The organism is Actinosynnema sp. NPDC053489 (genome assembly GCF_044544865.1).
Classification (GTDB): domain Bacteria; phylum Actinomycetota; class Actinomycetes; order Mycobacteriales; family Pseudonocardiaceae; genus Actinosynnema.
The window spans coordinates 523368-536305 of sequence record NZ_JBITXT010000005.1 but is presented as its reverse complement, the minus strand read 5'-3'; the positions used below and the strand labels follow the sequence as shown (position 1 = coordinate 536305).

General features: G+C 75.0%; 14 protein-coding genes. 6 read left to right on the top strand and 8 right to left on the bottom strand.

Annotated features, from left to right (window positions below; all coding sequences use genetic code 11):
- Positions 1 to 26: 26 nt before the first annotated feature.
- Positions 27 to 1163 (bottom strand): chromate efflux transporter, encoded by a 1137-nt coding sequence (gene chrA, locus ACIGNX_RS14780; protein WP_396540100.1) that lies wholly within the window; start codon positions 1161 to 1163, stop codon positions 27 to 29.
- A gap of 61 nt (positions 1164 to 1224) precedes the next feature.
- On the opposite strand from chrA, the gene ACIGNX_RS14775 reads away from it, so the two are divergent.
- Entirely contained in the window at positions 1225 to 1869 is a 645-nt protein-coding gene (locus ACIGNX_RS14775; protein WP_396540098.1) for a class I SAM-dependent methyltransferase, read from the top strand.
- Between the two features lie 63 nt (positions 1870 to 1932).
- The gene (locus tag ACIGNX_RS14770) at positions 1933 to 2430 is read left to right on the top strand and encodes a GNAT family N-acetyltransferase (RefSeq protein ID WP_396540096.1); all 498 of its coding nucleotides are present in this window, start codon (positions 1933 to 1935) and stop codon (positions 2428 to 2430) included.
- A gap of 354 nt (positions 2431 to 2784) precedes the next feature.
- Here ACIGNX_RS14770 and ACIGNX_RS14765 read toward each other — a convergent pair whose 3' ends face one another.
- Together ACIGNX_RS14765 and ACIGNX_RS14760 are read right to left on the bottom strand one after the other, a co-directional pair.
- The gene (locus ACIGNX_RS14765) at positions 2785 to 3267 is read right to left on the bottom strand and encodes a metallophosphoesterase family protein (protein ID WP_396540094.1); all 483 of its coding nucleotides are present in this window, start codon (positions 3265 to 3267) and stop codon (positions 2785 to 2787) included.
- Between the two features lie 34 nt (positions 3268 to 3301).
- The gene (locus ACIGNX_RS14760; RefSeq protein WP_396540092.1) at positions 3302 to 3544 is read right to left on the bottom strand and encodes an acyl carrier protein; all 243 of its coding nucleotides are present in this window, start codon (positions 3542 to 3544) and stop codon (positions 3302 to 3304) included.
- Between the two features lie 173 nt (positions 3545 to 3717).
- Here ACIGNX_RS14760 and ACIGNX_RS14755 point away from each other — a divergent pair, with 173 nt between their 5' ends.
- Entirely contained in the window at positions 3718 to 4890 is a 1173-nt protein-coding gene (locus ACIGNX_RS14755; RefSeq protein ID WP_396540090.1) for a glycosyltransferase, read from the top strand.
- A 246-nt stretch (positions 4891 to 5136) separates the two neighbouring features.
- Here ACIGNX_RS14755 and ACIGNX_RS14750 read toward each other — a convergent pair whose 3' ends face one another.
- Together ACIGNX_RS14750 and ACIGNX_RS14745 are read right to left on the bottom strand one after the other, a co-directional pair.
- On the bottom strand, positions 5137 to 5595 hold the full coding sequence (locus ACIGNX_RS14750; protein WP_396540088.1) for a DUF4383 domain-containing protein: 459 nt from the start codon (positions 5593 to 5595) through the stop codon (positions 5137 to 5139).
- Positions 5596 to 5846: 251 nt separating this feature from the next.
- A complete protein-coding gene (locus ACIGNX_RS14745; RefSeq protein WP_396540086.1) occupies positions 5847 to 6377 on the bottom strand; it encodes an ArsR/SmtB family transcription factor in 531 nt (176 codons plus the stop codon).
- Positions 6378 to 6485: 108 nt separating this feature from the next.
- Between ACIGNX_RS14745 and ACIGNX_RS14740 the strand changes: the two genes are divergently transcribed.
- Entirely contained in the window at positions 6486 to 8297 is a 1812-nt protein-coding gene (locus ACIGNX_RS14740; RefSeq protein WP_396540084.1) for a prolyl oligopeptidase family serine peptidase, read from the top strand.
- Here ACIGNX_RS14740 and ACIGNX_RS14735 read toward each other — a convergent pair.
- Together ACIGNX_RS14735 and ACIGNX_RS14730 are read right to left on the bottom strand one after the other, a co-directional pair.
- Positions 8287 to 9288: a YdcF family protein gene (locus tag ACIGNX_RS14735; RefSeq protein WP_396540082.1), complete on the bottom strand. Its 1002-nt coding sequence runs from the start codon at positions 9286 to 9288 to the stop codon at positions 8287 to 8289. The two genes, ACIGNX_RS14740 and ACIGNX_RS14735, sit on opposite strands and share 11 nt — an antisense overlap.
- A 38-nt stretch (positions 9289 to 9326) precedes the next feature.
- Complete coding sequence (locus tag ACIGNX_RS14730) at positions 9327 to 10571, bottom strand: DUF4032 domain-containing protein (RefSeq protein WP_396540081.1); 1245 nt, start codon at positions 10569 to 10571, stop codon at positions 9327 to 9329.
- 209 nt (positions 10572 to 10780) lie between these two features.
- Between ACIGNX_RS14730 and ACIGNX_RS14725 the strand changes: the two genes are divergently transcribed.
- Positions 10781 to 11284 (top strand): SigE family RNA polymerase sigma factor, encoded by a 504-nt coding sequence (locus tag ACIGNX_RS14725; RefSeq protein WP_396540079.1) that lies wholly within the window; start codon positions 10781 to 10783, stop codon positions 11282 to 11284.
- Positions 11281 to 12315 (top strand): LCP family protein, encoded by a 1035-nt coding sequence (locus ACIGNX_RS14720; RefSeq protein WP_396540077.1) that lies wholly within the window; start codon positions 11281 to 11283, stop codon positions 12313 to 12315. The genes ACIGNX_RS14725 and ACIGNX_RS14720 overlap by 4 nt, the downstream gene beginning before the upstream one ends.
- A 4-nt stretch (positions 12316 to 12319) precedes the next feature.
- On the opposite strand, the gene ACIGNX_RS14715 is transcribed toward ACIGNX_RS14720, so the two are convergent.
- Entirely contained in the window at positions 12320 to 12913 is a 594-nt protein-coding gene (locus ACIGNX_RS14715; RefSeq protein ID WP_396540075.1) for a hypothetical protein, read from the bottom strand.
- Positions 12914 to 12938: the final 25 nt, after the last annotated feature.

Genomic DNA, 12938 nt, shown 5'->3' with positions numbered 1-12938 from the left:
CGGGGTGCTCCCCCCGGGCCGCCGGGTCACAGCAGCGCGAGCACCGCGCCGACCGCCCCGGCGGCGACGAGCGCGGAGACCACGCCCCGGCGCAGCGCCAGCAGCCACAGCGCGGCGAGGCCGAGCAGCACGAACTGCCACGGCTCGTGCAGCGACCCGGCCAGCGGCACCACCGAGCCCGCGATGGCCCCGATCGCGGCGGCACCCGCGCCGGTGAGGAACGCCTGCGCCCGGTCGTCGTCGCGCAGGCGCGACAACCTCGGACCGCCGGCGACGACCATCGCGAACGAGGGCGCGAACGCGACGAGCGCGGCCAGCAGGCCACCGCCCAGGCCCGCGGCGGCGTACCCGACGACCGCGACGGTCTGCACGACCGGTCCCGGGGTGATCTGGCCGAGCGCCACCGCGTTGAGGAACTGGGCGTCGGTCATCCAGCCGTGGGTCAGCACCGCGTCCTGGCGCATCAGCGGGATGATGACGAACCCGCCGCCGTAGGACAGCGCGCCGACCTTGGCCGCCACCCACGCCACCGCGCCGAGCCCTCCCCCGACCGCGGGCAGGGCCAAGGCGACGGGCCAGTGGGGCGTGCGGCGGCCGTGCGCCCGCACCGAGACCTCCACCAGGCCCGCGGCCACCAGGACCAGCACGAGCCACGGCCCGGTCACCGCACCCGCGACCGCGCCGGCCAGCAGGTGCAGCCCCCACCGGACGCGGGCGGCGCGGGCCGTGCCGACACGGCGGAAGCCGGCCGGGATCAGGCCCCACGCGGCGTGCGCGGCCACCGCCGGCACCGCCGCCCCGGCACCCGCCGCCGCGCCCGTCACCCAGGCCGGGGCGTCGTCGGCCAGGAACAGCGCCGCCAGGGCGAGGATCAGGACCAGGCCGGGCACGATGAAGCAGACCCCGCCGACGATCGCGCCCGCCGCGCCGCGCAGCCGCCACGCGCACAGGATGGCGAGCTGCGTGGAAGCCGGGCCCGGCAGCAGGTTCGTGACGGCGATGCCGTCCTCGAAGTCGCGGTCCGACAACCAGCCGCGCCGGGTGACGCAGAGGTCGCGCAGCAGCGCGATGTGCGCGGGCGGGCCGCCGAACCCGACGCAGCCGATGCGGCCCCACTCGCGGGCGACGGTCGCCAGGCTCACGGGGCGCTCGTCGCCCGCCACGGTCACCACCTGCTGTCCGGTTGACGTCCCCGCGCAGGATAGCCGGCTAGTGTTCCGGCGCGTGGACGCGGAGCAGTGGTTGACCGACACCCGGGTGTCCTACGACAGGGTGGCCGAGAGCTACGCCGAGTTCGCCCGCGCGCGGTTGGCGGAGCTGCCGCTGGTGCGGGGCGTGCTGGCGCTGTTCGCCGCGGCGGTGGGTGACGTCGGCGGGCCGGTGGTCGACGTGGGGTGCGGGCCGGGGCACATCACGGCGCACCTGCGGGGCTTGGGGGTGGACGCGTTCGGCGTCGACCTGTCGCCGGGGATGGTGGCGCTGGCGCGGCGCGAGCACCCCGGGGTGCGGTTCGAGGTGGGGTCGATGACGGCGCTGGACCTGGCGGCCGGTTCGGTGGGCGGGGTGCTGGCGTTCTACTCGGTGATCCACGTGCCGGACGAGGAGGTGCCGGTGGCGTTCGCCGGGTTCCGCCGGGTGCTGCGGCCGGGCGGGGTGGTGCTGGTGGGGTTCCACGTGGGTGACCGGGTGAGCGTGAAGACGGAGGGGTACGGCGGGCACCCGATGTCGTTGCGGGTGTACCGGCGGCCGGTGGCGCGGGTGGCGGGGTGGTTGCGCGGTGCCGGGTTCGCGGTGGAGGCGGAGGTGTTGTTGGAGCCGGACGCGGAGGTGCCGGGCGGGGTGCTCGTGGCGCGGGTGCCCAGTGCGTGATCGGTCCGGTGGGTGATCGATCGGTGGGTGATCGGTCCGGTGGCTGATCGGTAGGGTGGGGGTGTGCCGGAGCTGGTGGTGCCGACGGTCCGGATGCGGGCCGCGTGGCTGGAGGCGCGGGCCGAGTGGGGGCCCGGGTCGCACGAGGACGGGTTCGGGTTGGGGCCGGCGGACGAGGTGGGGTCGGCGGAGGGGTTCGCGGCCTGGGTGGCGCGGGTGGTCGGCGCCCCCGGGGCGGTGAGCCGGTGGATCGTGGAGGACGGGCGGGTGCTGGGCGGGATCGCCCTGCGGACCGGGCCGCCGGAGGTCGTGCGGAGGCTGGGGCACATCGGCTACGGGGTGCGCCCGTCCGCCCGGGGGCGTGGTGTGGCGACGTGGGCCCTGGGCCGGATGGTGGACGAGGCGGCCGCTCGCGGCCTGCGCCGGGTGCGCCTGGTCTGCGCGGCGACCAACACCGCGTCGAGGAGGACGATCGAGCGCAACGGCGGCTACCTCGACGACAGCCGCCCCGCCGATCACGGCCCCGTGCGCCACTACCTCATCAATTGCAACCCTGCGTGAACCACCGCATTTCCACCATCTGATTGCACCACCTCCGATTCGCGTGCACCGTCCACCGATTTCCGCGAACCCCGGCCCACCGATTTCCGCGGACCCGGCATCGGCGAGCACCACCGACCAGACCGCGAGGAACTTGATCCGCACGACCGCGCCCGCGGGTCTCGGAACCGGTTCAGGTCGACCCCCTGGTCGGCCCGCAGCTCGTGCTCGGCGCGGCCGGGACGGGTGGCCGGGCGCGCTCGGTGGGCGGCCCCCCGACACCACGCGACCGACGTCGACCGGGATCGACCGCCGGCGTGCGCCGCCGACACCGCCCCGCGCCCGTCCCCGCTCGGCCGCCGCGGCGGGCGGCGGTCAGGTGACGGGCACGATCCGGGCGGACACCAGCTCCCCGTCCCGCACGTCGAGCAGGCCGAGGGTGCCGTGCGGCTGGCGGCGGCGGTCGGTGGGCGAGCCGGGGTTGAACACCCGGACGCCGTCGCCGGTGACGTCCATCGGGATGTGGGAGTGGCCGAACACCACCAGGTCCGCGCCGGGGAACCGGCGGCGCATCCGGGCGGTCCGGCCGGTGGCCTGCCCGCTGTCGTGGACCATCGCCACGCGCAGGCCCTGGAGGTCCAGCTCGACGGTCTCCGGCGCGCCCCAGTCGACCACGTCCGGGCCGTCGTTGTTGCCGCACACGGCCGTCACCGGCGCGTACTGCGCCAGTTCGTCCAGGACGGACGCCACGCAGACGTCACCCGCGTGCAGGATGACGTCCGCGTGGCGCAGGTGCTCCGCGACCTTCGGCGGGCACGACTTCCAGCGCCGAGGCGCATGTGTGTCCGACAACACCACTACCCGCACGGTGGCGAACCCGTCGTCACCGCGCTCAGGTCAGGGCCGGGCCGGAGTCGTCGCCGCCGGACAGCTGCTTGAGGAACTCGTGGCACTGCTTGGCGCGGGCCGAGTCCTCCTCCATGACGCGGCGGAAGAAGTCGGCGATCTCCTGCTTGCCCGCGTTCTCGGCGTCGCGCACGTACTGGCCGTAGTCGTGCCCCGCCTTGAGCGAGTGGTACTGCACGGAGATCAAGTCGAAGCTGACGTCGTCGAAGCCGGTCTCCCCGGTGGCCATGGCCCCTCCTGGGTCGTTCGGTTGGTCGGTCGCCCTGTGCCATACCCGGCAGCAACCGGATCAACCACCCGACCGGGTGTCGCTCTGAGTGGCGGACCCGGTGGGTTGCGCGTAGATTCGAATTCGGGTTGAGACGACAGCCTTCGCCTTTTTTGGGCTGGAGGAAACCCCTCATGCGAATCGCGGTCGTTTCGGCGCACGCGAGCCCCCTACCCGTGCTGGGCGACGCCGAAGAAGGCGGGCAGGACGTCCACGTGGCCGACCTCGCGGCGGCCCTGACGGCCGACGGGCACGACGTGGTCGTGTACACCCGGCGCAGTTCTCCCCGGTCGCCGGACGTGGTGCGCACCCGGTCGGGTTACGAAGTGGTGCACGTTCCGGCGGGTCCACCCATCCCGATTCGCCCGGACGAGATACTGGCTCACCTGGACGAGTTCACCCAATTCCTGCGCGCGCAGTGGCGCGTCAGCCCGCCGGACGTCGCGCACGCGCACTACTGGACCTCGGGGGTGGCGTCGGTGCTGGCCGCCAACGGCCTGCCCGTGCCGGTCGTGCAGACGTTCCACGGCCTGGGCGCGGTGGCGCGGCAGGCCGGCGACGAGGGCGTGCCGGAGGCGCGGCTGACGGCGGAGCGGCTGATCGGCCGCCAGGCGACCCGCGTCCTGGCCCAGTGCACGGAGGAGAAGGCGCACCTGGTGCGCGTGGGCGTGTTGCGGACGCGGATCGCGGTCGTGCCGCCGGGGGTGGACGTCACCCGGTTCAAGCCGGAGGGGCCGCGCCTGAACCGCGCGCTGCCGCACCGGCTGGTCGCGCCCGCGACCGGCGCGGAGGACGTGATCACGGTCCTGCGCACGGTGCGGGACGCGGAGCTGGTGGTCGTGGGCGGTCGCGCCGAGGACGTGCGCAGGCTGCGCGAGCGGGCGCGGGCCTCCGACGTCGGCGACCGGGTCCGGCTGGTCGGCCGGGTGCCGCAGGTCGCCATGCCCGCGCTGCTGAGGTCGGCGGACGTGGTGGTGTGCGCGGCGGAGGGCGGCGCGGCCGTCACGCCGCTGGAGGCCATGGCGTGCGGCGTGCCGGTGGTGGCGGCGGCGACCGGCGCGGCGACGGACACGGTGGTGGACGGCGTCACGGGCCGGCTCGTGCCGCCGGGCGACCTCAGGGTGCTGGCCCGCGTGCTGCGCCCCCTGCTGGTCGACGACGCCCGCCGGGACGCGTACGGCGTGGCCGCCGCGGACCGGGTCGAGGCGAGGTACAGCACGACCCGGGTGGCCACCGAGGCGGTGCGGGTCTACCGGGACGCGGCGGGCGTGCCCGAGACGGTGGACGCCTCCGCACACGAGGGCTGACGCACCCACGACCACCACCCACGACCACCACGCACGACCACCACCACGCACGACGCACGTACGACGACCGCCCCGCAGCCATCACGGCGTGCGGGGCGGTCGTCGTGCGTGGGCCGGGGTTGGCGCGCCGTCGCGGCCCGCCAACCCCGGTTCCGCCGCGACCGCCCGGCTCGCGCCGGGGGCCGCTGGTCGGGGGTCCGCCGTTCGGGTGTCCTCCTGCCCGGGCCCGGTCCCACCGGGCTCAGGTCACCTCGCGCGACGCCCGTCGGCGGCGCGGAGGTTGCGGCCCAGCGCGAAGCCGAGCCCGATCATGCCGACGGCCAGCAGCAGGTGCAGCCAGTTGTCTGCGGTGTTGACCGGCACGAAGTTCGCCGAGCTGTCGTGGTCGATGATCAGGCCATAGAGCCACAGCAGCAGGTAGATCACGCCGCCCGCGACCAGGTACAGGAACGCGTTGCGCGCGGTCCTCGCCATCACCAGGCCGGCGACGCCGAACGCCAGGTGCACGATGTTGTGCAGGATGGAGACGGCGAAGACGCCGAGGAGCTTGGCCTCGGACATGTGGCCCGCGAACTGGAGCGTGTCGTAGTCGGTGGTGATGCCGGGGATGAACCCGGCGATGCCGACCAGGAGGAACACCGCTCCCACGACCGTGGCGGCCAGCTGGACCGGTGTGCGGGTGGTGGCTGTGTCGGGTTTGGACATGTCGACTCCCGTCGCATCGCGGAGACCCACTTCGGTTGTCGACCGACTACCCGGCGTGGGTGTGGGCAAACGACGCGGACAGCCCTTTCCGGCCGCGAAACCCGCACGTGCCGGGACGCGACCCGGACGGACCAACCGCACCACACGATCCGGGTGTGCCCGGCCCGCCTCGGGTGCCGAGGAGCCCGGGACACCGGGCGGAGTCCCACCCGGATGTGCCGCTCGGCACACCCCCGGGTGAACGCCGCCGGTCAGCGCTCGGGGCGGGCCACCAGCGACCACAGGTAGCTCAGCGGCTCGCCGTCGGGTTCGTCCCGTTCGATGAACTCGGAGATCAGCGCGATCACCCGGGCGCTCAGCTCGGCCTGCGACGCCGCGCCCAGGCGCAGCACGCCCCTGGCGTTGTCCCGGGTGGCGTCGGGGCCGGCTTCCAGCACCTCCGCCCGGTGCGCGGCGAGCACGGCCAGGTCGACCCGGTGACCCAGGCCCTCCGCGTCGACCAGGCCCAGCCGCCACGTGCGGCCGGTGGCGCGGTAGGGGCGTTCCAGGGCGCCGCGGGCACCCGTGCGGACCGGCTCGGCGGCCAGGAAGTCGTGCTCTACCAGCGCCCGGATGTGCCGCAGCGCGGTCGCCGGTGCGATGCCCAGGCGGTCCGACAGCTCCTTGTTCGTCAACGCCCGGTCGAAGCACAGGCGCAGGATGCGCCAGCGCAGCGGGTGGGCGAGCGCCTTCAGCTCCTCCACCGTCGCGTCGCGGGCGGGGTGATCGGGCACGGCCGGCACGTCGCAGAGGTTAGTCGCAGAGGTCGGCCCACCCGCGCTTGCCGCGCCCACCGGTGATTTGGTTCACTGCTATCGATTGCACTTTGTGAAATCAGTGGAGGCGTCGACGTGGGCTGGACCGACTTCGAGTGGCTGACCGGCGCGGAACCGAGCCCCGACGGCGGGCGCGTGGCCTACGTCAGCGACGCCTCCGGCCGCCCGCAGCCGTGGGTGATGCCGCTGGACGGCCCCGCGCGCCACGTCGAGGTGCCGGGGTCGGTGAGCCGGTGCGCGTGGCGGCCGGACGGCACGCGGCTGCTCGTGCTGTCCGACCCGGACGGCGGCGAGCACCACCGGCTGGCCGAGGTCGACCCGCGGACGGGTGAGGTGGAGTGGCTGGTCGCCGAGGACGGCGTGCGGTGCGAGGTCGGCACGCCGCACGGCTCCACCGGGCAGCCCTACAGCCCGGACGGCACGCGACTGGCCTACGCCTCCAACGCCCGCGACCGGGAGGTGTTCGACGTCCGGGTCCGCGACCTGCGCACCGGCGAGGACCGGATCGTGCTGCACGGCGACGACCGCTACCTGCCGATGCGCTTCTCCCCCGACGGCCGGCTGCTGCTCGTGCTGCGGCTGCACCAGAACACCGAGCACGCCCTGTTCGTGTGCGACCCGGCCACCGGGGAGGTGCGCCGGCTCACCCCGCCGGGCGGCCCGGCGAAGCACGAGCCGGTGGCGTGGCTGCCCGACTCGTCGGGCATCTACCTGTGCACGACGTGGGACCGCGACTTCCTCGGCCTCGCCGCGCTGTCCCTGGACGGCGAGCTGACCTGGATCGACACCCCGGAGTCCGATGTGGAGGGCGGCGCCCTCTCCCCGGACGGCACGCGGCTGGCGTGGGGCGTCAACGAGGGCGGCTACACCCGGCTGCGGTGGGCGGAGGTGGGCGGCGCACCCGCGGACGTCACCGGTCTGCCGCGCGGTGTCGCGGTCACCGAGTTCGGGATGGACGGCCACGCCCTGAGGTTCACCGCGTCGGGCGCGCTGCTGGTGCAGCTCGGCCGGCCGGACGCGGCGACGGACCTGTTCCTGGTCGACCCGGTGACCGGCGGGTCGCGGCGGCTCACGGACTGCGGCGCGCGGCTGCCCGCGATCGTGCCGCCGGTCGCGGTGCGCGCGGCCGGCGCCGACGGCACGACCGTGCCGGGGCTGCTCTACCGACCGCCGGCGGCGAGCGCGGAGCACCCGGTCCCGGTGGTGGTGACCGTCCACGGTGGACCGGAGTTCCAGGCGCTGCCGGTGTTCACCCCGCTCGTGCAGGCGCTGCTCGACCGCGGGATCGGCGTGCTCGCGCCGAACGTGCGCGGGTCCACCGGCTACGGCCTGCGCTACCAGCGGTCGATCTACCGCGACTGGGGCGGCGGCGACCTGGCCGACCTGGAGGCGTCGGTCCGGCTGCTGGAGGACGTGCCGTGGGCCGACACGTCCCGGCTGGGCGTGCACGGCGCGTCCTACGGCGGGTTCGCCGCCCTGGCGTGCCTGACCATGCTGCCGCACCTGTGGCGGGCCGGGGTGAGCGAGTGCGGCCCGTCGGACCTGCTCAACGACATCCGGGGCTTCCCGCCCACCTGGCGCAAGCGGGCCGCGGACTGGATCGGCGACCCCGACGACCCGGCCGACGTCGCCCGGCTCGACCGGCGCAGCCCCCTGCGGCACGCGCACCGGCTGCGGGCACCGGTGCTGCTCATGCACGGCGAGAACGACACCAACGTGGATCCCGCCGAGTCCGAGCGCATGTACCGCAGGCTGCGGGAGCTGGGCAGGCCGGCGCGGCTCGTGCTGCACCCCGGCGTCGGGCACGGCATCGACCGGGCCGGGCTGGCCGAGGCCGTCGACCTGGTCGTGTCCTGGTTCGCCGAGCACCTCGCCGTCACGGCGTGAGCGTCAGCCACAGGTGCAGGCCGACCAGCAGGCCGCACGTCACGGTGTGCACCACCGGGTTGTGGGTCAGCAGCGCGGCGAACTCGCGCAGGAACGCGCTGGGCAGGAAGTACCACGCCGTGGGCGCGCCGATGATCTGCATGCGCAGCTTCAACCGACGGGCCAGGACGGCGGCGCGGAAGACGTGGAAGTTGTTGGTCACCGCGACCGCCCGGCCGGTCCAGTCCCGCTCGCGCAGCAGCCGGGCGCTGTAGGCGAGGTTCTCCTCGGTGGTGGTCGCGCGGTCCTCCAGCACGACCAGCTCGTCGGGCACCCCGCGCCGCACCAGGTAGTCGCGCATCGCCACCGCCTCGGACACCGACTCGCCCGCGCCCTGCCCGCCGGACACCACGACCAGCGGCGAGCGGCCCGCGGCGACCTCCCGGCGGTACAGGCTCAGGGCCCGGTCCAGCCGCGCGGCCAGCAGGGGCGGCACGCGGTCGCCGATCAGGCCCGCGCCGAGCACGACGACGGCGTCGAACCCGGTCCGGCGGCCGACGCTGCCGTAGAGCACCGAGTACAGCAGCAGGCTGACGAACAGGAACGCCACGTAGGCCGCCACGATGAGCAACGACCCGATCACCGCGTCGACCACCGGCCCGGTGCGCGCGGTGGCGAAGCCGAACGCGATGACCACGCCGAAGATCGCGAGCCCGGCGAGCAGCGACAGCAGGTTGGCCAGGCCGAAGCCCTCCCGGCGCACCATCAGCACGCCGTTGGCCAGCAACGCCGTCGGCAGCACGAACCCCAGCCCCAGCAGCACGACGACCACCGACCAGCCGACGACCTCGGCCGACCAGCCGCCCAGCGCCGTGGCGCGGAACACCAGCCACAGCACGAGGAGCACGAGCGTCACGCCGAGCCAGACCGCGTTGCCGAGCCGGCGGCGGTCCCGGATCATGCCGACGACGAAGAACAGAGCCGGCACGAGGGCCGCGATCCCGAAGAGCATGCGGGCAATGTAGCCGGCCGGTCGGGGCGGCCGGTCGGTCAGGCGAACTCGTCCTCGTCCGCGAGCCCGGCCTCGGACGCCTCCCGGTCCGACGCCTCGTGGTCGGGCAGCACGGTGGCGAGGTAGGAGCGCAGCGCGGCGGTCGTGCCCACGTCGCGGCCCGCGTTCTCGGACAGGAACCAGCGGTGCACCAGCACCTCGTGGAACAGCTCGGCCGGCGCGAGCACGCCGAGCAGGTCCGGCGGCACGGCGGCGACCACCGGGTCGTAGACCTCGTTGCGCCACAGGTGGCCGGCGGTCGTCTCGGGCACGGGCGCGCCGTCGCGCTGCTCCAGGTAGGCGCGGAACGAGCGCAGGTCGTTGAGCAGCCGCCGGGCCTGGCCCTCCTGCACCTCCAGGCCGGTGAGCTTGAACAGCTCGCGGCGGCTCTGGCCGATCTCGGCGACCCGGATGTCGACCCGCAGCCGCGCGCCGCTCTCGGAGGTGACCAGCTCGACCTCGCCGACGTCGAAGCCGAGGTCGTTGAGCCGGCGCAGCCGTTCGGCGACGCGGTAGCGCTGCTCGTCGAGCCGGAAGAACTCCTCGCGGGTCACCTCGTCCCACAGCGCCGCGTACCGCCGGGGCACGCTGTCGGCCACCTCCACCGGGTCGAGGTCGGGCGGCAGCAGGCCACCCGCCTCCAGGTCCAGCAGCTCGCCGCCGATGCGCTCCCGCGCCAGGTCGACGTCGTAGGTGCGCTGGCCGTCGGAGAGCTGCGGGTACCGCTCGACGGTCTCGGCGTCGACCAGGTAGGCGGCCAGGCTGCCCGCGTCGAGCCGGAACAGCGTGTTGGACAGCGAGCAATCGCCCCAGAACGTGCCGGACAGGTGCAGCCGGACCAGCAGCTCGACCAGGGTGTCCACGAGCCGGTCCGCCGAGTGCTCGCCGCGCGGGGTGGAGAACAGGTAGCGGTAGGACATCGAGTGTTCGAGGTACCTGGTGACGAGGACGGCCTGCTGGTCGTCCGGGCGGTCGACGCACAGCCCGAGCACCGACACCGACGGCATGCCCTCGCGCTCCAGCTCGCCCAGCACGGCGTACTCGTGCCGGGCCAGCGACTCGGCGATCTCCTTGAGCGCGTACACCCGGCCCTCGCTCGCCACGAACCGCACGACGTGCCGCGAGATGCCCCGCTGGGGGACGGTGAGCAGCAGCTTCTCGTCCCACTCCTCCAGGGGCCGGGCCCAGGGCAGGGCGAGCAGTCCACCGGCCTCGGTGGCGGGTGGGCGGAAGAGGAATCGCATGTGCTCCCCGTGGCTGGTGCGCGGACGAGGCCGAAGCTACCGGGTGCCCGCGTGCCCGGGCCACGCGATGTGGCCTGGTCGTCACGATCAAGAAGGGCCGACGGCGACCCGTGCGTGTCCCACGTCACAGACCGGTCGTTCAACGTGGCGCGTCCCCTGGGGGGTTTCCCCACCGCACACGGGAACCGACAGCGGCAGAAGGGGGCGACGTGCCGGACGACTACGACCAGTTCGTCACCGATCGTCTTGATCGACTCTTGCGCTACGCCACGGCGTTGACGTGCGACAAGCACCTCGCCCAGGACATCGTCCAGGACGTGCTGCTGCGGGCGCGGCAGCGGTGGGCGCGCATCGGCGCGGTCGACGCGCCCTACCCCTACGTCAAGCGGATGGTGACCAACGACTACCTGTCGTGGCGGCGGCGCCGGGCGGCCCGGGACGTCTCGGCCACCCACGCCGCGCTGGACGCGGTGGCCCCCGCCGTCGCCGACCCGGCGGTCCGGCACGCGGAGCGCGACGCGATGCGCGCCCGCATCGCCGTGCTGCCGCGCAGGCAGCGGGCGGCGCTGGTGCTGCGCTACTACGAGGACAGCACCGACGCCGAGATCGCCGAGGTCCTGGGCTGCACGGAGGGCACCGTGCGCAGCCACATCTCCCGGGCGCTGCACACGCTCCGGGTCGCCGAGAACACCCCGTCGGAGGCGCTGCGATGACCGACACCCGGCAGGAAGCCCTCATCCGCGAGGCGATCGCGGCCGAGGCCCACCAGGCCGTCGACCCCCGGGCCGTGCTCGCGGTCCTGCACGGCGCGCGGGCGCGGCGACGGCCCTTCGCGCTGTTCGCGGCGGTCGGCCTGACCGCCGCGGCCGCGGCCGTCGCGGTGGTCGTGCCACTGACCGTGGACCGGACGGCGTCCGCGCCGCCCGCCGGGCAGGCGCCACCCGCCACGACCGCGCTGCTGATCGGCACGGACGGCGCGCGGAACGCCGACTCCGTCGTGCTGGCCCGCGTGGCCGGGGACGGCGGGGTGAGCGCCGCCTTCCTGCCCCGGGACGCGCTGGTCGACGTGCCCGGCGCGGGCGTGGACCGGCTCGGCTCGGTCTACGGGCGCGCGGCGGCGGCCGGGGGGCGCGACGGCGAGCAGGCGGGCGCGGAGGCGCTGCGCCACGCGGTGGAGTCGCTCACCGGGGTCCGGGTCGACCACTACGCCACGCTCGACCTGGCCGGGTTCCCGGCGCTGTCCGACGCCGTCGGCGGGGTGGACGTCTGCCTCAACCGCCCGGTCCGCGACGCCCTGTCCGGCGTCGACCTGCCCGCCGGGCCGGTCACGCTGCGGGGAGCGCAGGCGACGGCGTTCCTGCGGCAGCGCGTCGGGTTGCCGCACGGCGACCTGGACCGGATCGCGCGGCAGCAGGTGTTCCTGGGTTCCCTGGCCACCGAGGTGCTCGGCGCGGGCGACCCGGCGACGCCGATGCGGGTGGTGACGGCCGCCCGGTCCGCCGTGCGCACCGACCCCGGCTGGGACCTGCCGGACCTGGCCCGGCGGCTCAAGCCGGCCGTGCGCACCGCGGTCATCCCGACCGGCGAGGAGGTCGACACCGGCGCGGTGCGGGGTCGGCCGGTCGACTCGGCCGCGGTGCGGGCGTTCGCGACCGAATTCTTCGCCGACCGGCCCGCCGACCCCGCCGACCCGCGGGCCGGGACCACCGCGCCGGGCGGGCCGCCGACGCGCTGCGTCGACTGACCGGCTAGAGCGGCAGCGGTTCGGTGATCTGGAGGCCGGCGTCCACGCTCGCGACCAGCAGCTCCACCTGGCGCGGCGAGTGGACGCCGGCCCAGCTGCGCAGCGGGCCGAGGAAGTCGACCAGGTCGCGCTGGGCGGCGCGCAGCATCGCCGGCAGCGCGCGCTGCGGCACGTCGACGTGCGGCACGTCACGCCCCTCGTCCACCCACACCCGCACCACGTCGTCGGCGACGTACTCGACCCACGGCGCCGGCGGGTGCCCCAGGTCGACCGGCGCGCGGTGGAGCGCGTGCAGCCACGTGCGCCACTCGCACAGGTCGCTGCCACCGGGTTCGGCGCGCACGCCGTCACCGCCGTCGAGCAGCAGGCCGCCGCGCCCGAACAGGGTGTCGAAGCCGATCAGCTCGTGCACCGCCGCGTCCGCCGTGCGCGCCGCCCCGCCCCCGCTGTCCAGGTACATCGCGCACAGGACCGCGCCGACGTCGTCGTGGTCCACCGTCCCGTCCAGGTGCACCCACGGGCCGTCGCCGCCGGACACCGGCCACAGGTCGAAGTTCTCCGGCGCGTTCCTGGCGATGACTGGGGAGAACCGGGCCACCCTCCCGAGGCTAGTGGGCCGCCGC